Source organism: Kitasatospora sp. NPDC023176, assembly GCF_055560495.1.
The window spans coordinates 282,211-303,869 of record NZ_JBVHIP010000007.1; the positions used below are offsets into that span (position 1 = coordinate 282,211).

Consider the following 21,659-nt stretch of genomic DNA (forward strand, 5'->3'; position numbering starts at 1 on the left):
ACGGCCCCCGGCGGGAGACGCCTCCGACGACATGGAGGGGCGAGGGGACATGTCGATGCTCTCTTTCAGCCGCTGCCTCTGACCCGACCGCCTGGCCGGACGACACCTGGTTGTCGCCGGTCCCGGAAAGGTTGCCGCGGCCCGAAAGATTTTTCGGCGCCGCACACCGGCCACGCGCGATGCTGGACACCATGAAGATCGCCGCAGCTCAGCTGTCCTGCACCCCCGCCGACATCCCGGCCAACGTCCGGCACCTCACCGCCCTCGCCGAGCAGGCCCGCTCCCAGGGCGCCGAGCTGATCGTCTTCCCCGAGTTCGCGCTCACCGGCTACGAACTCGAAGCCCTGGCCGCCGCCCCCCACCTCTGGACCGCCCCCGACGACTCCCGCCTCGACGCCCTCCGGGCCACCGGCATCGCCACCGTCGTCAACTGCGCCGTCCCCACCGACGGCCCCCGGCCCGCCATCGGCACGTACGTCTACGGGCCCGACGGCGCGCTGATCACGAGCTATCTCAAGCAGCACCTCTACGAGCACGAGCAGGGCGTCTTCACCCCCGGCGACCAGGACGGCCGCTTCGAGCTCGGCGGCCTCCGCTTCGCCCTCGCCACCTGCTTCGACAACCACTTCCCCGACCTCACCGCCCGGGGTGCGGCCGACGGTTGCGACGTCCACCTCGCCAGCTCCCTCTACGGCACCGGCAACGGCATCCACGAGCGGGCCACGATCTACCCGGGCATCGCCGAGTCCACCGGCATGCACGTCGTGCTGGCCAACCACGTCGGCCCCTCCGGCCCCTGGACCGGCTGCGGCGGCGCCGCCCTCTGGGCCCCGGACGGCACCCTCCTCGCCGAGGCCGACGACCGCACCACCACCGTCGCCCTCGCCGACATCCCCTAGCGGGTCCGGAGCAGGACGTCGGCCCGCCCGACTTCCTGCTCCAACCGGCGCCCTTGAGGGGACACCGGCACCTCCGGGCCCGCCCCGCCTCAGCCGCCGGAGCGGATCGGCTCGCCCGTCCGGTGCAGGTGGCCGAGGATCTCGCGGTACGAGCGCAGTAGGCCGGTCTCGTAGTACGGGATGTCCTTCTCCGCGCAGAACTCCCGGGTGATCCGGGCGGCCCGCCCGAGCGCGGGGGTCGGCATGCTGGGGAACAGGTGGTGCTCCACCTGGTAGTTGAGGCCGCCCATCACCGAGTCCAGCACCGGGCCGCCACGGACGTTGCGCGAGGTGAGCACCTGGCGGCGCAGGAAGTCCAGCCGCATCTCCGGGGTCACCATCAGCATGCCCTTGTGGTTCGGGGCGAAGACGCAGCCCAGGTACACGCCGAACAGCGCCTGGTGCACGGCGATGAAGGCCACCGCCTTGCCGGCCGGCAGCGCGGCGAACACCAGGCCGAAGTAGGCCACGAAGTGCACGACCAGCAGCACACCCTCCAGCACCGGACGCTTCACGGCGGGGCTGCGCAGCGCGCGGAAGCTGTTGAAGCTCAGGTTGAGGCCCTCCAGCAACAGCAGCGGGAAGAACAGGAACGCCTGTCGGCGGCCGATGAACCGGGCGAGGCCGCTCGCCTGCCGGGCCTGCCGCTGCGACCACACCACGAGGTCCGGCGAGACGTCCGGGTCGCGCTCCTCGTGGTTGGGGTTGGCGTGGTGGCGGGTGTGCTTGTTCATCCACCAGCCGTAGCTCATGCCCATCAGCAGGTTGGCGGCGATCCGCCCGCCGATCTCGCTCGGCCCGCGACGGCTGAACACCTGGCGGTGCGCGAGGTCGTGCGAGAGCAGGGCGACCTGGGCGAACACCACGTCCATCACGGCGGCCAGGACGAGCTGCCACCAGGTGTCGCCGATCTCGAACAGCGCCCACCAGCCGTCGAGGAAGGCGAAGAGCACCAGTCCGATGCGCACGGCGTAGTAGCCGGGGCGGCGGTCGAGCAGGCCCTCGGCGGCGATCCGGCGGCTCAGCTGGGCGAAGTCGCTGCCGCCGCCCTCCGGCTGCGGAGCGGGCGGCGCGAGGGCGGTGGGGGCCGCGGGGGCCGGCGCGGCCTTGCTCATCGTCACGGGCTGTGTGGGCATGCCCCGAGTCTGCTGCGCCGGGCGGGCCGGCAGAACGGGGAAGGCACCCCTCCCGTACGGGTGTTAACCCCCGCACCACCATGGCGCCCGCAGGTCGTCCGGCATGTGGACTGCCGGCCCCGGGCGAGCGGCCTCCGGTTGATCCACCCGAAGCCGTACCCGTACTGTCGGCACGCGGTGACATCGGGGGCGATCGAGAGCGGGGCGGGGCCGTGACCGAAGAGGCGATACCCGGACGGCTGGTCGGCCGGCGCTACCGGCTCCTCCGGCAGCTGGGCGCGGGCGGCTTCGGGCGGGTCTGGCAGGCCCACGACGAGACCCTGGGCATCGACGTGGCCGTCAAGCAGCTGTGGCTGCCGCCCGCGACCTCCGAAGGCGAGCGGGCCGAACGGCTGGCCCGGGCCGAACGCGAGGCGCGCAACGCCGCCCGGCTGCGCGACCGGCCGCACATCGTGGCCGTCCACGACGTGCTGGTCGAGGACGGCATGCCGTGGATGGTGATGCAGCTGGTGTCGGGCGGCTCGCTCGGCGACCGGCTGGCCACGCACGGGCCGCTGCCGGTCGAACGGACGGCCGTGGTCGCCCGCGCCCTGCTGACGGCCCTCGGCGCCGCCCACGCGGCCGGGGTGGTGCACCGGGACGTCAAGCCCGCCAACGTCATGCTGGCCGACGACGGCGACGTCCTGCTCGCCGACTTCGGGATCGCCGTCCACGAGGCCGACTCGACGCTCACCGTGACCGGGGCGTTCGTCGGCTCGATCGAGTACATCGCCCCCGAGCGGGCGCGCGGCGTGGACGGGCAGGCCGCCTCCGACCTGTTCTCCCTCGGCGTCACCCTGTACCAGGCCGTCGAGGGCGTCTCGCCGTTCCGCCGGGAGTCGGCGACCGCCTCGCTCACCGCCGTCCTGTTCGACCCGCCCGAGCCGCCCCGCAACGCCGGCCGGCTGGCCCCGCTGATCCTCGCCCTGCTGGCCAAGGACCCGGAGCAACGGCCCGGCACCGCGCAGGCGTTGGCGATGCTCGACCAGTCCGTGCCGGACCGGCCCACCGCCCTGGACCAGCCGCTGCCGGCGCCGGCCACCGCCCTCGACCACCCGTTCCCGGCCGCGCCCGCCGAGGACGAGGACCGGGCGGATCAGCTTGGGGTGACGTCGGCGTCGGAGACCCCGGCGTCACGGCCCTACCTGACGATCGCGGTCGCGGTCGCCGTCGTCGCCGTCCTGACCGGAGCGATCTGGCTGCTGGCGGCCTCGCGGCCCGGGGACGGCAAGGCCAAGCAGCCCGCGACCGGGGCCGGGGCCGCCTTCCCCGCGCCGCCGTCGGGCAGCCCCTGGCGGGGCCCGTCGCCGAGCCCGTCAGCCGGCCTCCCGGACCTCCCGACGCCCTGCGACATCCCCTCCGCCACCGTCGACAAGCTCCGGCTCACCAACCACGGCAAGGAGGACGTCAAACCCGAGCGCCGCCGGTGCGACTGGTGGACGGACGGGTCCGCCCAACTCCCGTACAACTTCGCCAGCGCGCAGACCTACCGGACCGGATACAGCGCCCATCCGGGCTCGCACCCGGTGCGGGTCGCGGACGCCGTCACCGCGCAGGAGTACATCGACAAGTTCAACGACCCCCACATGACCCTCTGCCGCGTCGAATGGTCCACCGCCAACGGCGGCTTCGCGTCCGCCGTGGTGCAGGCCAGCAACGCCGACGACAGCAGCCACCTCTGCGAGTACGCCGAGCAGTGGGCGAACGGGTTGTACCAGAGCCTGCCCCACTGACCGTCACCGGCCGTCACTGACCGCACGGTGTCCGGAACAGCTCGTCCAGGTGGTGGGTGAGCACGGCCAGCGCCTGCTCACCGGTGCGCTGGCCACCGAGCACGCTCGACCCCAGCCCGTTGACCATCGCCAGCAGCCCGGCGGCGGCCATCTCGACGTCCCGCTCCGGCGCGATCCCGCCCGCCTGCTGGGCGGCGCGCAACTGCTTGACCAGGAAGCCCTCCAGCACGACCGGCGGCTGCGCCGCCCGCTGCTCCAGCACCTCGGGGTCGCCGAGCACCAGCGTGTAGTACGCCGCGTACGTCCGGGTGATCCGACGGCTCTCGGCGTCCGTCGGCAGGATGCAGGAGAGGATCGCGGTCACCACCTCGCGGGGGGCGCGGGCCTCGCCGATCCAGCGTTCCATCCGGGCCTGGAGCTGGGTGCCGAGCCGGGCGAGGGCGTCCAGCAGCAGGCCCTGCTTGGTCGTGAAGTAGTACTGGACGAGGCGCAGTGAGACACCGGCCTCGGTCGCGACCGCCCGCATGCTGGCCGACTGGAGGCCCTGGGTGTCGGCGATCCGCAGCAGGGCCTCGGCGATCTGCCGGCGGCGCTCCTCGTGGTCCACCTTCCCAGCTCCTGGTTTCTCGGTCATGACGTGGCCTCCATGGTTCGCCCTCGCACGCTTGGTACACCCGTATCATGCCTGTGATACACATGTACCATGCGAATCAGCGAGTTCACGAACGCCAAGGCCGAAGCCCGCTTCCGCACCGCGTACGAGCGCGCCCTGACCCAGCTCTGGCCCGGCCCGCGCACCGCGCTCGACGTCCCCACCGGCTTCGGGACCACCCGCGTCCAGCGCACCGGCCCCGCCCCCGGCCGGCCGATCGTGCTGCTCCCCGGCTCCGGCGGCAACGCCCTGATGTGGCACGCGTACATCGAGCGGCTCGCCGCCCACCACCCCGTCATCGCCGTGGACACCATCGGCGAACCCGGCGCCAGCGTGCAGACCGCCCCCATCAAGGACGGCCAGGACGCCGCCGACTGGCTGGAAGAACTCCTCACCGCCCTCGACGTCCCCACCGCCCACCTGGTCGGCTGCTCCTACGGCGGCTGGATCGCCCTCCACCACCAGCTCCGCCACCCCGGCCGGACCGCCACCCTCACCCTGGTCGACCCGGCGGGCCTCGCCGACGTCGGCCGGCGCTTCTACACCTGGATCATCCTCGGCGGCCTCGCCGCCCTGGCCCCGCGCGCGCTCCGCCCCCGGCTGGCCCGGGCGGTCGGCAACAGCGCCATCCTGGAGGCCGAACTGATGACCCTGATGCGCGCCTCGACCGGCTTCCGCCGCCGCCTGCCGCTCGCCGCCCCCCTCGACGACCCGGAGCTGGCCCGGCTCAGCGCCCCCGCGCTCTTCCTGCTCGGCGAGCGCAGCGCCCTGCACGACGCCCGGGCCGTCGCCGAGCGGCTGCACCGGCTCGTTCCGGCGGCCCGGGTCGGGATCGTCCCCGGCGCCGGGCACTCGCTGACCACCGACGACCCGGCGGCCGTCCTCGACGGGATCCTCACCATGGCCTCGTCCCAGGCCAGTTGACCAGCCCCTCCTCGGCTGGATCCTCACCACGGTATCGCCCCAGGTCAGTTGACCAGCTCGTCCGCGACGGGCCCGTCCGCGAGGACCATCGGCCAGTCGTCCTCGGCGGCCAGCAGGACGTCCAGCGGGGTGCCGGGCGGGCCGGTGAACACGGCGGTGGCCTCGGAGAACCGGCCGAGCCGGACCGGGACGGTCACCTCGGCGGACAGGACGACGGCGGCATCCGGATCGACGGCCGAGCGGACCGGGAAGTCGGCCGGATCGGCCTCCACCTGCTCCAGCGCGTACGGGTAGACGGCGATCGACACCGCCAGCCGGTCGCCCACCCGGGTGCGCTCGGCCCAGCCGTCGGTCGGCAGCAGGAAGAAGGCGCCGTCGCCCTCGTAGCAGTACGAGCCGAGCCGGTCCAGCGCCCGTTCGCCGGGGGTGCCCTCGGGGTCGACGACGAGGACGGCGACCTGGGCGTCCGGGTCACTCGGGTCGAGGCCGGCACGGACGTACAGACGGGCCACGGGGAACCTCCGGGTCGCGGAACGGGAACGGGCCCGCCGGCCGCCTCCCACAAGGGAGTTGGACGACGGGCCGCGGGCCCACGCTACCGTCGGGCCGCCTGGCCCCGCGCCTCCCGGCGCTGCGCCACCTGGCGGCGGACCGCCCAGGCCGCCCCGCCGAGGATGAACCCGTAGACGGAGACCAGCCCGTGGCCGTTGTCCTGGGCGAGCCACATCGCGAGGCCGAGCACCGGGACGCCGGCCGCCAGGGCGATCTCCTTGGGGAGGCGGGTGCGGGTGAGGAAGGCGAGGGCGAGGGTGGCGCCGAGGAAGTAGGTGGCGCCGGAGCTGCCGGCGAAGTTGCGGGGGTCGGTGCTGGGGCCGTCGCCGAAGCCGAGCAGGTCGTCGATGCGGCCGGGCAGCACGATGCCGGCCAGGAAGAAGCCGAGGGTCAGCGGGCCGCCCCAGTACCACTGGGCGAGCGCGGCGACGGCGGCGAGGGTGACGAGGTTCCACAGGTCGCCGAAGAGGCCGCCGTTCTGCATGAACACCGAGGTGAACTCGCGCCACCAGCCGGACTTGGCCGGGTCCGCGTCCAGCGCGTCCATGGCGCCGGACCACACCAGCTGGAGCAGCACGCCGCCGACGGCGACGGCGGTCAGGGCGATCGCCGCCCACGGCAGCGGCCGCGAGCGCAGGGTGTCGCGACCGACCACGCCCAGCCCGCAGTTGACCATCATGACCATCAGCGCGGCCGTGGTCACGTTGAAAAGGATCGCCCCCATGGTCTTGCCCCTCCCCGGATCCGGCGCTTTCCAACGCCGTTCGAAAACCTGATGGAGCAAAGCTAGCACAGTTTTCGAACGGTGTTGGAAAATGTTGTACGGTGGATCGCATGAAGCTCACCAAGGACCGCATCGTCGACGCGGGCATGGCCGTCTTCGCCGAGGTCGGCTACCAGAACCTGTCGATGCGCCAGGTCGCCGACCGCCTCGACGCCCATGCGGGCAGCCTCTACTACCACGTGCGCGGCAAGGACGAACTGCTCGCCCTGATGGCCGACCGGGTGTGCCGCCAGGCCTACGACGCCGGCACCGAAGCCCTGGCCGCCCTCCCCGCCGACGCGCCCTGGCAGGACCGCGTCGAGGCCCAGGCCACCGCCCTGCGCCGGAGCATCAAGCAGCACCCCGGCGGCGCCCAACTCCTCGCCGAGAGCCCCGGCATGCTCAGCACCGGCGCCCTCTCGCTGATGGAACGCCTGCTGCGCACCCTCCTCGACGCCGGCCTGCCCGCCGAGCACTGCGGCATCGCCGCCGACATCCTGCTCAGCCACGTCACCGGATTCGCGCTCCAGGAACAGAACCAGCCCGCCACCCAGCCGACCGTCAGCGCCGAGTTCTACGCCGAACTCTGCGAGCGGTTCCCGCTGGTCATGGGCGAGTTGATCCCGCGCCTGGGGCAGGACGAGAAGTTCGCCCGGAGCCTCGACCTGCTCTGCACGGGCTTCACGGCGCTCTCCTAGCCGAACCGCCGCCGACGCGACCGTCCCCCACGCGGATGCGGCGGGCCGGTCACCGCACTCAGCCCTGCTGCGGCGGACGGCGGCGCAGACTCAGCAACAGCAGGACCACCGCCGTCAACACCGCCGAGGTGCGCAGCACCCCCGGGGCCATCGACCAGCTGAACTGACCCAGCGGGGAGCCGGCCTGCACCCCGGCGCCCCCGCCGGCACCGCCGGCACCCGCCTGCTTGGCGTGCTGCATCGCGAACAGGGTGCTCGCGCTCATCGTCACCAGCGGAATCCCCAGGATCACGAACTTGCGCGTCAGATCCGAGAGTTGACGGGACAGATAGCCCAGCCCCCAACCCGCCAGCATGGCCGGGAAGAACCCGGACACCGCGCCGCCGACCAGCAGCCCGCAGGACAGCAGGATCAGCGGGGACGGCTTGCGCGCGCCCTTGCCCGCACCTTTGCCCGCAGTGGCGACGGGCGCGGCCTTCGCCCTCCGCTGCCGCTTCGACGGCTTCGCCCCGGCCTGGTCCACCTGCTGCCGCGCCGCCTCCTCCTCAGCCGTGCGCTGCTCGGGGACCGGCTTGGGCGCGGGCTGCGGCGTGTCCGAGAAGTCCAGCATCGTCATCGTCCACGGGCTCGAACTCTGCACCGTCGGCGGCGGGATCACCTCCCCGCCGCCCCCGGGCGAGGTCACGCCCGGCAGGTCCAGCGACACGTTCGGGATGCCACCCGTCAGCGCGGCCCCGGCGGCACCCGCCGGCGGGCCGTACACGCTGTCCTCCGCCGGCCCGGCGGCCGGCGGAGCAGCCGGAGGAGGCGGTGCGGACGGCGCGGACGGCGCCGCCGCCCGCGCCCGCTCGCTCCACGGCCCGCTCTTGCGCCACCACTCGCCGTCCGTCATCACCGACACCCCGCCTCGCCCACGCCGCCCGCCGCACCGCGGCGACCGCCCACCGAACCGCCCTCGGCCGTGACGGTACCCACCGTGCCCCGCCCGCGCGAGTCCGCCACGACCACCAGCGAACACGACCACCGGCGAACACGACCACCGGCGAACCGACGGCGTACGCAGCCCGCGGCCCGCCCCACGAGCGCACCCGCCGTCCGCGCTCCCGACTAACCTAGGTCGAATGACCACACAGCAGGGCCCTCAACGCCAGAGCAGGACGCCCGTCGGCCCCCGCACCCTCGCCGAGGAGCTGCGCGCCCGCCCCGACGATGCCCTCGCCGCCCTGCTCCGCGCCCGCCCCGACCTGCTGAACCCCGTCCCCGGCGACCTCACCCAGCTGTCCGCCCGCCTGTCCTCGCGCGCCTCCGCGCTGCGCGCCCTGGAACGGCTCGACCGGTTCACCCTGCAGGTCGCCGAGGCCCTGGCGACCGCCCCGGACGGCACCTCCCTGACCACCGTCCGCACCCTGCTGACCGGCCCGGCCAAGGTCAAGCCGCACCCCGGCGCCACCCCGCTCACCCCGGCCGACCGCTCCGCCGTCGCCGCCGCCCTCCCCCGCGCCATCGCCGCCCTGCGCGACCGGGCACTGCTCTGGGGCCCCGACAACGCCCTGCGGCTGGTGCTCGCCATCCGCGAAGCACTCGCCCCGACCGCCGCCAACCCCGGCCGCACCGGCCTCGGCCCGACCCTCGCCGAGGCCACCACCGGCATGTCCCCGGCCCGGCTCCAGCAACTGCTCGCCTCCGCCGGACAGCCCGCCACCCCGGACCCGGTCACCGCCGTCGCCGCCCTGACCGCCCAGCTCACCGACCGCACCCGCTGCGCCGCCCTGCTCGACACCGCGCCCGAGGCCGCGCTGCGACTGCTGGACCGGCTGGTCTGGGGGCCGCCCACCGGCACCGTCCCGGACGCCACCCGCCCGGTCACCGCCGAGGACGCCCAGAGCCCGGTCGAATGGCTGCTCGCCCGCGGCCTGCTGCTGCCCACCAGCCCCGGCAGCGTCGTCCTGCCCCGCGAGCTGGCCCTGCACCTGCGCGGCGGCCGCACCCACCGCACCGTCGAACCGCTCCAGCCCGAACCCGCGCCCGCCGCCGCGCCGCGCGATCCACAGGCTGTGGACAACGCCGCGGCCGGCCAGGCGCACACCGCCGTCAAGACCGTCGAAGAACTCCTGGAGGCCTGGGGCCTCACCCCGCCGCCCACTCTGCGGGCCGGCGGCCTCGGCGTACGGGACCTCAAGCGCGCCGCCCAGACCCTGGAGACCACCGAGCAGCAGGCCGCCTTCTGGCTCGAACTCGCCTACACGTCAGGCCTGCTGGCCCCCGACGGCGAAGCCGACGAATGCTGGGCGCCGACCCCCGGGTACGACAGCTGGCTGCAACTGGACACCGCCGAACGCTGGTCCGTCCTGGCCCGCGCCTGGCTCGCCGCCACCCGCGTCCCCGCCCTCACCGGCACCCCCGACGGCAAGGGCAAGCCGCGCGCCGCCCTCGGCCCCGAACTCGACCGCACCCTCGCCCCGTCCGTACGCCGCGCCGCCCTCGCGCTGCTCGCCGAACTCCCGCCCGGCACCCCCGCCACCGCCGCCGAACTGCTGCCCACCCTGCGCTGGCAGCGCCCGCTGCGCGGCGGCCCCACCGGCCCGGACGGCCACGAGCTGCGCGACGACCTCACCACCTGGACCCTCGCCGAGGCCGAACTGCTCGGCATCACCGGCCGCGGCGCCCTCGCCGCCCCCGCCCGCGCCCTGCTCACCGCCGAGTCCGACCCGGCCGAGGTGCTCGCCCCGCTGCTGCCCCAGCCGCTGGACCACGTCATCCTCCAGCCGGACCTCACCGCGATCGCCCCCGGCCCGCTGCTCACCCCGCTCGCCCAGGCGCTCGCCCTGTGCGCCGACATCGAGTCCAAGGGCGGCGCCACCGTCTACCGCTTCACCCCGACCTCGGTCCGCCGGGCCCTGGACGCCGGCCGCACCGCCGCCGACCTGCAGGCCTTCCTGGCCCAGCACAGCCGCACGCCCGTCCCCCAGCCGCTCGCGTACCTGATCGACGACGTCGCCCGCCGGCACGGCATCCTGCGGGTCGGCGCCGCCTCCTCCTACCTGCGCTGCGACGACCCCGCGCTGCTCAACGAGGTGCTCGCCGACCGCCGCGCCGCCGACCTGCGGCTGCGCCGGCTCGCCCCCACCGTCCTCGCCTCCCAGGCCGCCCCCGACGTCCTGCTCGCCGCCCTGCGCACCATGGGCTACGCCCCGGCCGCCGAGTCCGCCGAGGGCGACGTCCTGATCACCCGCCCGGACAGCCACCGCACCCCGCCCCGCACCGCCCCCACCCCCGTCCCCGACGGCCCGCCCGCCCCCGACGACACCCTCCTCGCCGCCGCCATCAAGGTGATCCGGGCCGGCGACCGCGCCGCCACCGCCACCCGCCGCGAACCCACCCCCGACCCGCGCCAACTCCCCCGCACCGCCGCCGCCGAGACCCTCGCCGCCCTCCAGACCGCCGTCCTCCTCGGCGAACGCATGTGGATCGGCTACCTCAACGCCGAGGGCATCGCCAGCCAGCGCATCATCGACCCGGTCAAGGTCGAAGGCGGCTACGTCACCGCCTTCGACCACCACGCCGACGAACTGCGCACCTTCGCCCTCCACCGCATCACCGGCGTCGCGGAGCTGGACGAATAACAGCGAGTGACGGGGCGTCAGTGCCCCTGCGACTCCTTCATCTTCTGCTTGACGGCCTGGTCCGCCAGGCTGCCGATCTCGCCCTGGCCGACCGGCAGCGAACCGCCGCCGACCTGGTCGGCGATCAGGAAACCGGGGGCGGCCAGCAGGCCGCCGGGGCCCTCGCCGATGCCCGCGAGGGCGTGGGCGGAGCCCGCCGAGGAGGCGGTGGCGGCGAAGGCCGTGCCCATCAGGGCGAGGGCGGTGAGAACGCGCTTCGAGTTCTTCATGGCCGGTTCAACGAGTGAGTACGGACCGTGGTCACTCGAAGGAATCGACGAGCGGCCGCACCGGGCGCACTCCGGGAACAGGGGGTTCCCGACGGCACCCATCATGCTCGGCGACCTGATCGGCGAAGTGCAGGGCCAGGACAAGCTCGACGGCATCGTCGGCGTCCTCGGGTTCGGCACCGACGCGGGCGGCAAGTCCAGTGGCAAGTTCTACGCGGGGGAGTAGCCCGGTAGCCCGCGGAAACAGCCCGACACGTTCCGCGCGGAATGAGCGACACTGGAGGGTCTGCGTCAGACCCAGTCAGTCAGGGTCAATCCGACCTGTCAGCCAGTGGAGGGCTCCCCCGCGTGAACGACGGACCGCTCATCGTCCAGAGCGACAAGACTCTCCTCCTGGAGATCGACCATCCCAAGGCCGCCGACTGCCGGCGCGCCATCGCCCCGTTCGCCGAGTTGGAGCGGGCGCCCGAGCACGTGCACACGTACCGGGTGACCCCGCTCGGGCTGTGGAACGCCCGGGCCGCCGGGCACGACGCCGAGCAGGTGGTCGACGCCCTGGTGACGTACTCCCGCTACCCGGTGCCGCACGCCCTGCTGGTGGACGTGGCCGACACCATGGGCCGCTACGGGCGGCTCCAGCTGCTCAAGCACCCCACCCACGGGCTGGTGCTGGCCACCACCGACCGCCCGGTGCTGGAGGAGGTGCTGCGCTCCAAGAAGATCGTGCCGCTGGTCGGCGACCGGATCGACCCGGACACCGTCGTGGTGCACCCCTCCGAGCGCGGCCAGATCAAGCAGGTGCTGCTCAAACTCGGCTGGCCCGCCGAGGACTTCGCCGGGTACGTGGACGGCGAGGCGCACCCGATCGACCTGCACGAGGACGGCTGGCAGCTGCGCCCGTACCAGGCGCAGGCCGTCGAGGGCTTCTGGCACGGCGGTTCCGGCGTGGTCGTGCTGCCCTGCGGCGCCGGCAAGACGCTGGTCGGCGCGGCCGCGATGGCGCACGCCAAGTCGACCACGCTGATCCTGGTCACCAACACCGTCTCGGCCCGCCAGTGGAAGCACGAGCTGGTCAAGCGCACCTCGCTGACCGAGGACGAGATCGGCGAGTACAGCGGGACGCGCAAGGAGATCCGCCCCGTCACCATCGCCACCTACCAGGTGATGACGACCAAGCGGAAGGGCGTGTACGCGCACCTGGAACTGTTCGACGCCCGCAACTGGGGCCTGGTGGTCTACGACGAGGTGCACCTGCTGCCCGCGCCGGTGTTCAAGTTCACCGCCGACCTCCAGGCCCGCCGCCGGCTCGGCCTGACCGCCACCCTGGTCCGCGAGGACGGCCGCGAGGGCGACGTGTTCAGCCTGATCGGCCCCAAGCGCTTCGACGCGCCCTGGAAGGAGATCGAGGCGCAGGGCTACATCGCGCCCGCCGACTGCTGTGAGGTGCGGGTCACCCTGACCGACTCCGAGCGGCTCTCCTACGCGACCGCCGAGCCGGAGGAGCGCTACCGCTTCTGCGCGACCACCGCGACCAAGCGGCGGGTGGTGGAGGCGCTGGTCAAGAAGCACGAGAAGGACCAGACGCTGATCATCGGCCAGTACATCGACCAGCTGGACGAGCTCGGGGAGGTCCTGGACGCGCCCGTGATCAAGGGCGAGACCAGCAACGCCCAGCGGGAGAAGCTCTTCGACGCCTTCCGCAACAAGGAGATCGGCGTCCTGGTGGTCTCCAAGGTCGCGAACTTCTCGATCGACCTGCCCGAGGCGACGGTGGCCATCCAGGTCTCCGGGACCTTCGGCTCCCGCCAGGAGGAGGCCCAGCGCCTCGGCCGCGTGCTGCGCCCCAAGGCGGACGGCCACTCGGCGCACTTCTACTCGGTGGTCGCCCGGGACACCGTGGACCAGGACTTCGCCGCCCACCGGCAGCGCTTCCTGGCCGAGCAGGGCTACGCGTACCGCATCATCGACGCGGACGACGTGCTCTAGCCGGGTTCAGTACCGGACACCGGCTTCAGTACCGGACACCGTCGCGCCCGAGGAAGATCACGCGCGCGGCGGTGTCCAGGACGATGCCGACGTTGCGCACCGCGGTGCTCAGCGGGTTGCGGTGGCGGCCCTGGACGGCGGTCGCGCCGGCCGGGCCCGTACGGGGGGTGGGGGTTTCGGTGCTCATGCTTCAACGGTAGGCACCCGACCGGCCCAGGGCATCACTCCAAAGGCCGTACCCGCCTCGGCGCCCCTCGTCCTCCGGGTGTACGGCACCCCCCGGCACCCCCTGAGACCTGCGGGGCTGGAACCCCGAGGCGGACGGGTCTAAGATCGTCCGCCTGCCCCCTCCCGCACCGTGGTACCTGCTGACGTCCGCAGGCAGCCGGGGGAGGCGCCGACCGCACGGCAACCGGCCGGCTGTACCCCACCGTGAGCTCCATCGATCCGCTGCGCCCGCCACCGGGGCAGCCGGGAAGGTTCGCTGTGCCCGCCACCCCCACCACCGACCCCCTCCAGCGCGAACGCGACCACCTGTCCGCGTCCCGGTCCGCACTGCGGGCGATGCGCGAGGACGTCCAGTCCCTCGACATCCGCGACGTGACCGGCTCCTGGGTCACCGCCGTCATCCTCCAGAACCAGATCGAGGCCAGGATCGCCGCCCTGGCCGACCTCGCCGACACCCCGCTGTTCTTCGGCCGGCTCGACTACCTGCACGCGGTCAGCGAGGAACTCTCCGAGGGCGGCGGGGGAGAGAACTTCTACATCGGCCGCCGCCACGTCCACGACGCCGACGGCGACCCGATGGTGATCGACTGGCGCGCGCCGGTCTCCCAGCCGTTCTACCGGGCCAGCCGCACCGACCCGATGGACGTCGAGCGCCGCCGCCGCTTCGGCTACACCGGCGGCGAACTCACCGCCTACGAGGACGAACACCTCACCGACCCGGCCACAGAGACATTTTCCGGCTCCGCCGGGGGCTCCACCACCTCCGCCCTGCTCGCCGCCGAGATCGAGAAGCCCCGCGTCGGCCCGATGCGCGACATCGTCGCCACCATCCAGCCCGAGCAGGACGAGATCGTCCGCTCCGACGTCACGGGCACCATCTGCGTCCAGGGGGCGCCCGGCACCGGGAAGACGGCCGTCGGCCTGCACCGCGTCGCGTACCTGCTGTACGCCCACCGCGAGCGGCTGGCCCGCACCGGCACCCTGGTGATCGGGCCGAACAACGCCTTCCTGTCCTACATCGAGCAGGTCCTCCCGGCCCTCGGCGAGCTGGAGGTCGGCCAGGCCACCGTGCAGCAGCTGGTCGCCCACGTCGAGGTGAAGGGCGAGGACGACCCGGAGGCGGCCCGGCTGAAGGGCGACGCCCGGATGGCCGAGGTGCTGCGCCGGGCCGTACGGGCCGGCGTCACCCTGCCCACCGAGCCCTGCGTGGTGGTCCGCGGCTCCCGCCGCTGGCGCGTCCCGGTGCACGAACTGGTCGAGATCATCGAGGAGTTGAAGGCCCGCGAGGTCCGCTACGGCGCCGCCCGGGACGCCCTGCCGCAGCGCATCGCGCACACCGTGCTGCTGAAGATGGAGCAGGGCGGCGAGGCCCCGGACGACCGGGTGCAGGACGCGGTGGCCCGCAACAGCGCGGTCAAGGCGCTGGTCAAGGAGTGCTGGCCGGCCGTCGACCCGGCCAAGCTGGTGCTGCGGCTGCTCTCCGACCCGCAGTTCCTGGCCGAGTGCGCCGAGGGCGTGCTGACCGCCGAGGAGCAGCGGGCGGTGCTGTGGCCCAAGCCCGGCCGCTCGGTGAAGACCGCCCGCTGGACGCCCGCCGACGCCGTCCTGGTGGACGAGGCGACGGACCTGGTGCAGCGCACGCCCTCGCTCGGGCACGTGGTGCTGGACGAGGCCCAGGACCTCTCCCCGATGCAGTACCGGGCCGTCGGCCGCCGCTGCACCACCGGCTCCGCGACCGTCCTCGGCGACCTCGCCCAGGGCACCACCCCGTGGGCGACGGCCAGTTGGCCGGACGCCCTGCGCCACCTGGGCAAGCCGGAGGCGCACATCGAGGAGCTGACCAAGGGCTTCCGGGTGCCCGAGGAGGTCATCGCCTACGCCTCCCGGCTGCTGCCCGCGATCGCCCCGGGCCTGGCCCCGGCGACCTCGGTCCGCGACGCGCCCGGCTCGCTGGAGATCCGCCCGGTCACCGAGTGGGAGGAGGCCGTCCTGGCGGCCTGCCGGGAGGCCCTGGAGCACGAGGGCTCGACCGGCCTGATCGCCGCCGACGCCCGGATCCCGCAGCTCGGCGAACTGCTCACCGCGGCCGGACTGCCGTACCTCTCCCCCGGCGCCGAGACCAGCGCCGACGCCCGGCTGACCCTCGTCCCGGCCTCGCTGGCCAAGGGTCTGGAGTACGACTACGTGGTGCTGGACGAGCCGGCCGCGGTGGTCGCCGGCGAGCCGGACGAGCGGACCGGCCTGCGCCGCCTCTACGTGGCGCTCACCCGCGCCGTCTCCGGGCTGACGGTGCTGCACCGCGAGCCGCTGCCCGCGCAGCTCGGCTGACGCGGTGGGGGCCGGCCCCACCCACGGGACCGGCCCCCACCGGGGTTCACGCGTCGATCAGCGCCCGCCACTCGGCGACCCTGGCCGCGTCGACCGGCGTCCGCCAGCCGTCCGCCCGCACCGCGCCGCCGACGTGGAAGGCGTCGAAGCCCTCCGCCCGCAGCTCCTTGAGGTGCTCGGCCCGCAGGCCGCCGCCGATCAGGATCCGCTGGGTGTAGCCGGGCTCGCCACTGCGGGCCAGCTCGGCGGCCAGCACCGCGCGGCCGGCGTCCACCCCGGCGGCCGCGCCGGAGGTGAGGAAGGTGTCCAGTCCGGGCAGCGCGCCGACGGCGGCGCGCAGGGCGGCCCGGTCGGCGCTGTGGTCGATCGCCCGGTGGAAGGTCCAGCGGCAGCCGGCGATCGCCCCGGCGACGGCCGTGGTGGCGGCCAGGTCGACGGCGCCCTCGGCGTCGAGGAAGCCGAGGACGAACTCCTCGGCGCCCTCGGCCCGCAGCGCAGCGGCCCGGGCGCACAGCTCGTCCAGGTCGCCGGGGGCGAAGCCGTCCCGGATCCGGAGCATGACCCGCAGCGGGATGCCGACGGCGGCCCGGATCCGGGCGAAGTCCTCGACGGAGGGGGTGAGTCCGTCGGCGGCCATGTCGGTGACCAGTTCGAGCCGGTCGGCGCCGCCCGACTCGGCAGCCTGGGCGTCCTGGGGCGTCAGCGCGATGACTTCGAAAATTGGTCTAGACATATCAGACAGCCTGCCACATCCCCCTACCCCCGGCGAGACCGCGCCCCCGTTCCGGTCGCACCGGCCCGGGGGCGCCCGTCACCCGTCCCGTCACACCCGCCCCGGCACCATCCCGAAGGTCTGCCGCCGGCCGAACCGGCGCTCCGCCACCGCCACCAGCACCAGCAGCGCCACCACCGGCACCGCCACCGGCAGCAGGTGCGAGATCCCGCCGGACTCCCGCCAGATGTTGAACAGGCTGCCGGGCCCGGTCAGCACCAGCACCGCCAGCCCCACCGCCGCCGGCCCCATCCGCCCGCGCAAGCCGGCGAAGGTCAGCAGCATCGGGGCGATCAGCATCACCACGAACCACTGGAGGTCCAGCGGGAAGGTCGTGTCGTCCCAGTTCTGGACCGCCTCCAGCAGACCGCCCGCGGCCATCGAGGCCAGCACCAGCCCACCCGTCCGCAGGCCGGGCCGCGGCAGCAGGTCGGTCGGCGCCGCGATCAGCAGCAGCCCGGCCACCACGAACGGCAGCGTAGCCATCCCGACGTAGCCGACCCACCAGACGTCGAGACCGGACGTCCGCCAGGCGGCGTCGCCCAGGTCGTACAGCCCGACGGCGCCCAGCAGCAGCGCGGTGACCCGAACGGCCGTCCAGCGCCCCAGCAGGGCCGCCACCCCGAGCAGCAGCGCCGCCGCCGGCGGGCCGAAGGCCCGGACGTGGTTGCCGAACGAGTCGTCCCAGGCCAGCCACCTGGTGGTCCGTTCCAGGGTGGCCAGCCAGGGCACCATGGTGGCCCCGACCACCGCACCGGCGATCATCGGCGCCACCAGCGCGAGCAGCCGTCCGGCCGCCGAGGCGCCGGTCAGCCCGAGCCGCACCCGCAGCCCGTACACCGCCAGGCCGAGCACCTCCCGGGCGACCGCCGCGCGACCGCCGGCGGCCGTCGTGTCGGCGAACACCTCGGCCAGCTCCTCACCGCGCTCACGGCGGTACTGCGCCGGGTAGAGCTGCAACGCGGCCCGCAGCACCGCCGAGGGCGCGGGACCGATCACCGGCATGGTCATGAGAGTCCTCCCGCGGCAGGCCGCCCCTGCGACCCGCTCTTCCCCGGCAGCATCGACCGGATCTTCGTCAGCCGGCGCTCGGCCTCGGTGGCGACCGCCCGCAGGCGCCCGGCCTCGGCGGCCAGCGCGTCCCGTCCGGCATCGGTCAGCGCGTAGCTGCGCCGGGCCCGGCCGTCCACCACCTCCTCGGCGGCGACCTCGATCAGGCCCTGGGTCAGCAGCCGGTCGAGGGCGCCGTAGAGGGTGCCGGTGCGCATCTTGACCCGGCCGTCCGAGATCGCGGCGACCTCCTGGATGAGCGCGTAGCCGTGTCTCGGCGCATCGGCCAGGGCGGTGAGCAGCAGCAGCGTGGGCTCCTGCATGGAGCGTTCTGTCATGCGACTACATATATCGTCAACCTACCTATAGGTCCAGTACCGGGCCCGTCCGCCACAATGTGCCCCATGCCGACCGAGGACCTGCTCATCGACTGGATCGCCCTGCTGCACCGCTGCGGCACCACCGACGACCCCGAACCGTACGGCCGGGAGCTGCTGCGCCGCTGGTCCGAGCCCTGGCGCCGCTACCACACCACCGAGCACCTGCGCGCGATCCTGCGCCACGTCGACGACCTCGCCGGGCACGCCGCCGACCCGGACGCCGTCCGGCTCGCCGCCTGGTTCCACGACGCCGTCCACCGGCCCGACCGCACCGAGAACGAGGAGCGCAGCGCCGCCCTCGCCGTCCGCGCGCTGACCGCCGCCGGCCTGCCCGCCGACCGCGTCGCCGAGGTCGAACGGCTCGTCCTGCTCACCGCCACCCACGCCCCGGCCCCCGGCGACCACAACGGCGAGGTGCTCTGCGACGCGGACCTCGCCGTCCTCGGCGGCACCCCGGAGGCCTACGCGGCCTACACGGCCGCCGTCCGCGAGGAGTACGGCTTCGTCCCCGAGCCGGACTTCCGCACCGGCCGGGCCGCCGTCCTGCACCGCATCCTGGCGCTCCCCGCCCTCTACCGCACCCCCGCCGCCCACCACCGCCTCACCGCGGCGGCCCGCACCAACCTGACGGCCGAACTCCAGCGGCTCGGCGAGAGCGACGAGAACGGCGAGAGCGTCGAGAGCGTCGAGAGCTAAGCCAGCTCCCCCACCGGCGCCACCACCGCGCCCTGCTTGCCGCACACCCAGTGCGGCTCCGGTCCCAACTCGGGCTCCACGCCCAGCGCGTGCGGGTCCCCGTCGGCCGCGCAGACGGTGCACAGCGGCCACCGCCCGTACGCCTCCAGCAGCGCGTCCTGGACGTCCTGGGCGACCAGCCCGAGCACGTACTCGGTGCCGTCCGGCCACTGCTCCAGCCACCACCGGCGGTGGGTGACGGCCTGCTCCACCAGCGAGACGACGGCGGCGTCCGCCACGTCCCGCGCGGTGAGGTCGGCCAGGATCAGCGCCCGGGCGTTGTGCAGGGCGGTCTCGATGTCGTCGGAAGCCATCCGTCCATTCTCCGTGGACCGGCCGCAGGGTCAAAAACCCGGAAACGCCGCGTGGGCGGCCCCCCGAAGGGAACCGCCCACGCGGACGAGGATCAGCCGATCCGATCGGAACCCGATCAGGATCAGAAGTCCATGTCACCGCCCGGCATGCCGCCGCCGGCGGCCGCGGCGGCCTTCTCCGGCTTGTCGGCGATGACGGCCTCGGTGGTGAGGAACAGCGCCGCGATGGAGGCGGCGTTCTGCAGCGCGGAGCGGGTGACCTTGGCCGGGTCGATGATGCCCGCGGCGACCAGGTCGACGTACTCGTTGGTGGCGGCGTTCAGGCCGTGACCGGCGGGGAGGTTGCGCACCTTCTCCACCACGACGCCACCCTCCAGGCCGGCGTTGGTCGCGATCTGCTTGATCGGGGCCTCCAGCGCGACCTTGACGATGTTGGCACCGGTGGCCTCGTCGCCCTCCAGCTCCAGCTTGTCGAAGGCGACACCGGCCTGCAGCAGCGCGACGCCACCACCGGCGACGATGCCCTCCTCGACGGCGGCCTTGGCGTTGCGGACGGCGTCCTCGATGCGGTGCTTGCGCTCCTTGAGCTCCACCTCGGTGGCCGCGCCGGCCTTGATGACGGCCACGCCGCCGGCCAGCTTGGCGAGGCGCTCCTGGAGCTTCTCGCGGTCGTAGTCCGAGTCGCTGTTCTCGATCTCGGCGCGGATCTGGTTCACCCGGCCCGCGACCTGCTCGCTGTCGCCGCCACCGTCGACGATGGTGGTCTCGTCCTTGGTGATGACCACCTTGCGGGCGGTGCCCAGCAGGTCGATGCCGGCGTTCTCCAGCTTGAGGCCGACCTCCTCGGAGATCACGGTGCCACCGGTGAGGATGGCGATGTCGCCGAGCATGGCCTTGCGGCGGTCGCCGAAGCCCGGGGCCTTGACGGCGACGGACTTGAAGGTGCCGCGGATCTTGTTCACGACCAGGGTCGACAGGGCCTCGCCCTCGACGTCCTCGGCGATGATGACGAGCGGCTTGCCGCTCTGCATGACCTTCTCCAGCAGCGGGAGGAGGTCCTTGACCGAGCCGATCTTGGAGTTGGCGATGAGGATGTACGGGTCCTCGAAGGTCGCCTCCATCCGCTCCAGGTCGGTGGCGAAGTAGGCGGAGATGTAGCCCTTGTCGAAGCGCATGCCCTCGGTGAGCTCGAGCTCCAGACCGAAGGTGTTGCTCTCCTCGACGGTGATGACGCCTTCCTTGCCGACCTTGTCCATGGCCTCGGCGATGAGCTCGCCGATCTGGGTGTCAGCGGCGGAGATGGAGGCGGTGGAGGCGATCTGCTCCTTGGTCTCCACGTCCTTGGCCTGGGCCAGCAGCTGGTCCGAGACGGCGGCGACGGCCTTCTCGATGCCGCGCTTCAGGGCCATCGGGTTGGCGCCGGCGGCGACGTTGCGCAGACCCTCGCGCACCAGGGCCTGGGCGAGCACGGTGGCGGTGGTGGTGCCGTCGCCCGCGACGTCGTCCGTCTTCTTGGCGACCTCCTTGACGAGCTCCGCACCGATCTTCTCGTACGGGTCCTCGAGCTCGATCTCCTTGGCGATGGAGACACCGTCGTTGGTGATCGTGGGGGCGCCCCACTTCTTCTCCAGCACGACGTTGCGGCCCTTGGGGCCGAGCGTGACCTTCACCGCGTCGGCGAGCTGGTTCATGCCACGCTCAAGGCCGCGGCGAGCTTCCTCATCAAAGGCGATGATCTTGGCCATCAGAAGTGGTCCTCCGGGACACGGTCGACTGCTCGGACCAAGGGGTGCCCGCGACGGACGGCCCTGGTGTGCGGAGGGTCCATTCCCCTGCCGCTCCCGGGGGCCTCACCGACCCGGTCCGCTGTCACTCTCACACTGTGAGTGCTAACGCCAATGATTAGCACTCCAGGTGGTCGAGTGCAAGCCCAATCGCCAACCCGCGAGCCGCCGTCCGGGCCCGCGCGGGAACGCGAACGGGCCCGTACGACGCGTGTCGCACGGGCCCGTCGAGAAGCAGGAGGTCCACCAGCGGTGGGCCGCGCCGAGCTCCTGGAGTCGGAAGGGGTCAGACCGCCGCGCGGACCATGTCCGCCTGCGGGCCCTTCTGTCCCTGGGAGATCTCGAACTCGACCCGCTGGCCCTCCTCGAGGGTGCGGTAGCCGTCCATCTGGATCGCGCTGTAGTGGACGAAGACGTCCGCACCACCGTCGACCGCGATGAAGCCGTAGCCCTTCTCCGCGTTGAACCACTTGACGGTGCCCTGAGCCATTCCGAACTCCCCTAGTGCTGTGCTGGCCCTTCACGGGCCCGCAGGTCGCGGGCCCGGGTCTGGTTTTGAAGGCCGGCCCGGGGAACCCCCCCTGAGCGCAGCCGTGCACGCCGCAACCCTCCGCACGGGGCGCCGGGACGGCTTCCGTGAGCGGGTGATTACGTCGACCGCCGCTGAATGTATCCGGACCGACGCCCTCTGCAACAGGGTCAGCCGCCGGGAATTCCGCTGCCCTACCAAGGGACAAGAGCGAACAAACCGGGAG

The 21,659-nt window shown here is 73.5% G+C and carries 22 protein-coding genes; 9 read left to right on the forward strand and 13 right to left on the reverse strand.

Going from position 1 to position 21,659, the window contains the following annotated elements:
• The first annotated feature begins 191 nt into the window (after positions 1-191).
• Positions 192-899: a carbon-nitrogen hydrolase family protein gene (locus tag ACZ3YL_RS13945; protein ID WP_188308210.1), complete on the forward strand. Its 708-nt coding sequence runs from the start codon at positions 192-194 to the stop codon at positions 897-899.
• 89 nt (positions 900-988) lie between these two features.
• On the opposite strand, the gene ACZ3YL_RS13950 is transcribed toward ACZ3YL_RS13945, so the two are convergent.
• A complete protein-coding gene (locus ACZ3YL_RS13950; protein WP_465657304.1) occupies positions 989-2,074 on the reverse strand; it encodes a fatty acid desaturase family protein in 1,086 nt (361 codons plus the stop codon).
• A 212-nt stretch (positions 2,075-2,286) separates the two neighbouring features.
• On the opposite strand from ACZ3YL_RS13950, the gene ACZ3YL_RS13955 reads away from it, so the two are divergent.
• Positions 2,287-3,846, forward strand: a complete 1,560-nt coding sequence (locus ACZ3YL_RS13955; RefSeq protein WP_465657306.1) for a serine/threonine-protein kinase — start codon at positions 2,287-2,289, stop codon at positions 3,844-3,846.
• Between the two features lie 13 nt (positions 3,847-3,859).
• Here the strand turns inward: ACZ3YL_RS13955 and ACZ3YL_RS13960 are convergent, their stop codons facing one another.
• A complete protein-coding gene (locus ACZ3YL_RS13960; protein ID WP_188308212.1) occupies positions 3,860-4,480 on the reverse strand; it encodes a TetR/AcrR family transcriptional regulator in 621 nt (206 codons plus the stop codon).
• 69 nt (positions 4,481-4,549) lie between these two features.
• Between ACZ3YL_RS13960 and ACZ3YL_RS13965 the strand changes: the two genes are divergently transcribed.
• Positions 4,550-5,422, forward strand: a complete 873-nt coding sequence (locus ACZ3YL_RS13965) for an alpha/beta fold hydrolase (protein ID WP_188308213.1) — start codon at positions 4,550-4,552, stop codon at positions 5,420-5,422.
• A gap of 44 nt (positions 5,423-5,466) precedes the next feature.
• Here the strand turns inward: ACZ3YL_RS13965 and ACZ3YL_RS13970 are convergent, their stop codons facing one another.
• Both ACZ3YL_RS13970 and ACZ3YL_RS13975 read right to left on the reverse strand, forming a co-directional pair.
• Complete coding sequence (locus tag ACZ3YL_RS13970) at positions 5,467-5,934, reverse strand: hypothetical protein (RefSeq protein ID WP_465657308.1); 468 nt, start codon at positions 5,932-5,934, stop codon at positions 5,467-5,469.
• A gap of 83 nt (positions 5,935-6,017) precedes the next feature.
• Positions 6,018-6,698: a hypothetical protein gene (locus ACZ3YL_RS13975; protein ID WP_188308215.1), complete on the reverse strand. Its 681-nt coding sequence runs from the start codon at positions 6,696-6,698 to the stop codon at positions 6,018-6,020.
• Positions 6,699-6,808: 110 nt separating this feature from the next.
• On the opposite strand from ACZ3YL_RS13975, the gene ACZ3YL_RS13980 reads away from it, so the two are divergent.
• Positions 6,809-7,435, forward strand: coding sequence for a TetR/AcrR family transcriptional regulator (locus tag ACZ3YL_RS13980; RefSeq protein ID WP_188308216.1), 627 nt, complete (start codon positions 6,809-6,811; stop codon positions 7,433-7,435).
• Between the two features lie 58 nt (positions 7,436-7,493).
• Here the strand turns inward: ACZ3YL_RS13980 and ACZ3YL_RS13985 are convergent, their stop codons facing one another.
• The gene (locus ACZ3YL_RS13985) at positions 7,494-8,327 is read right to left on the reverse strand and encodes a hypothetical protein (protein WP_465657311.1); all 834 of its coding nucleotides are present in this window, start codon (positions 8,325-8,327) and stop codon (positions 7,494-7,496) included.
• A 229-nt stretch (positions 8,328-8,556) separates the two neighbouring features.
• On the opposite strand from ACZ3YL_RS13985, the gene ACZ3YL_RS13990 reads away from it, so the two are divergent.
• Positions 8,557-11,058, forward strand: coding sequence for a helicase-associated domain-containing protein (locus ACZ3YL_RS13990; protein ID WP_465657313.1), 2,502 nt, complete (start codon positions 8,557-8,559; stop codon positions 11,056-11,058).
• Positions 11,059-11,075: 17 nt separating this feature from the next.
• Here the strand turns inward: ACZ3YL_RS13990 and ACZ3YL_RS13995 are convergent, their stop codons facing one another.
• Positions 11,076-11,327 (reverse strand): hypothetical protein, encoded by a 252-nt coding sequence (locus tag ACZ3YL_RS13995; protein WP_360245024.1) that lies wholly within the window; start codon positions 11,325-11,327, stop codon positions 11,076-11,078.
• Between the two features lie 103 nt (positions 11,328-11,430).
• Here ACZ3YL_RS13995 and ACZ3YL_RS14000 point away from each other — a divergent pair, with 103 nt between their 5' ends.
• Both ACZ3YL_RS14000 and ACZ3YL_RS14005 read left to right on the forward strand, forming a co-directional pair.
• On the forward strand, positions 11,431-11,553 hold the full coding sequence (locus tag ACZ3YL_RS14000) for a hypothetical protein (protein ID WP_262986089.1): 123 nt from the start codon (positions 11,431-11,433) through the stop codon (positions 11,551-11,553).
• 122 nt (positions 11,554-11,675) lie between these two features.
• Positions 11,676-13,313, forward strand: a complete 1,638-nt coding sequence (locus ACZ3YL_RS14005; protein WP_188308220.1) for a DNA repair helicase XPB — start codon at positions 11,676-11,678, stop codon at positions 13,311-13,313.
• A 25-nt stretch (positions 13,314-13,338) separates the two neighbouring features.
• Here ACZ3YL_RS14005 and ACZ3YL_RS14010 read toward each other — a convergent pair whose 3' ends face one another.
• Positions 13,339-13,500, reverse strand: coding sequence for a hypothetical protein (locus tag ACZ3YL_RS14010; protein ID WP_188308221.1), 162 nt, complete (start codon positions 13,498-13,500; stop codon positions 13,339-13,341).
• Positions 13,501-13,877: 377 nt separating this feature from the next.
• On the opposite strand from ACZ3YL_RS14010, the gene ACZ3YL_RS14015 reads away from it, so the two are divergent.
• Entirely contained in the window at positions 13,878-15,869 is a 1,992-nt protein-coding gene (locus tag ACZ3YL_RS14015) for a HelD family protein (protein WP_465657334.1), read from the forward strand.
• Between the two features lie 46 nt (positions 15,870-15,915).
• Here ACZ3YL_RS14015 and ACZ3YL_RS14020 read toward each other — a convergent pair whose 3' ends face one another.
• The 3 genes from ACZ3YL_RS14020 to ACZ3YL_RS14030 form a co-directional block, all read right to left on the reverse strand.
• Positions 15,916-16,602, reverse strand: a complete 687-nt coding sequence (locus tag ACZ3YL_RS14020) for a copper homeostasis protein CutC (RefSeq protein WP_188308222.1) — start codon at positions 16,600-16,602, stop codon at positions 15,916-15,918.
• A 90-nt stretch (positions 16,603-16,692) separates the two neighbouring features.
• A complete protein-coding gene (locus tag ACZ3YL_RS14025; protein ID WP_465657317.1) occupies positions 16,693-17,652 on the reverse strand; it encodes a hypothetical protein in 960 nt (319 codons plus the stop codon).
• Positions 17,649-18,029, reverse strand: a complete 381-nt coding sequence (locus ACZ3YL_RS14030; RefSeq protein ID WP_188308224.1) for a PadR family transcriptional regulator — start codon at positions 18,027-18,029, stop codon at positions 17,649-17,651. Before ACZ3YL_RS14030 ends, ACZ3YL_RS14025 begins: the two co-directional genes overlap by 4 nt.
• 66 nt (positions 18,030-18,095) lie before the next feature.
• Between ACZ3YL_RS14030 and ACZ3YL_RS14035 the strand changes: the two genes are divergently transcribed.
• Positions 18,096-18,767, forward strand: coding sequence for an HD domain-containing protein (locus ACZ3YL_RS14035; RefSeq protein ID WP_465657319.1), 672 nt, complete (start codon positions 18,096-18,098; stop codon positions 18,765-18,767).
• Here ACZ3YL_RS14035 and ACZ3YL_RS14040 read toward each other — a convergent pair.
• The 3 genes from ACZ3YL_RS14040 to ACZ3YL_RS14050 all read right to left on the reverse strand — a co-directional run bounded on the left by ACZ3YL_RS14040 (position 18,764) and on the right by ACZ3YL_RS14050 (position 21,394).
• Positions 18,764-19,120 carry a hypothetical protein gene (locus tag ACZ3YL_RS14040; RefSeq protein ID WP_188308226.1) on the reverse strand — a complete coding sequence of 119 codons (357 nt, stop codon included), beginning with the start codon at positions 19,118-19,120 and terminating at the stop codon, positions 18,764-18,766. The two genes, ACZ3YL_RS14035 and ACZ3YL_RS14040, sit on opposite strands and share 4 nt — an antisense overlap.
• A gap of 122 nt (positions 19,121-19,242) precedes the next feature.
• On the reverse strand, positions 19,243-20,865 hold the full coding sequence (gene groL / locus ACZ3YL_RS14045; protein ID WP_188308227.1) for a chaperonin GroEL: 1,623 nt from the start codon (positions 20,863-20,865) through the stop codon (positions 19,243-19,245).
• A 325-nt stretch (positions 20,866-21,190) separates the two neighbouring features.
• Positions 21,191-21,394, reverse strand: coding sequence for a cold-shock protein (locus ACZ3YL_RS14050; RefSeq protein ID WP_030289665.1), 204 nt, complete (start codon positions 21,392-21,394; stop codon positions 21,191-21,193).
• Positions 21,395-21,659: the final 265 nt, after the last annotated feature.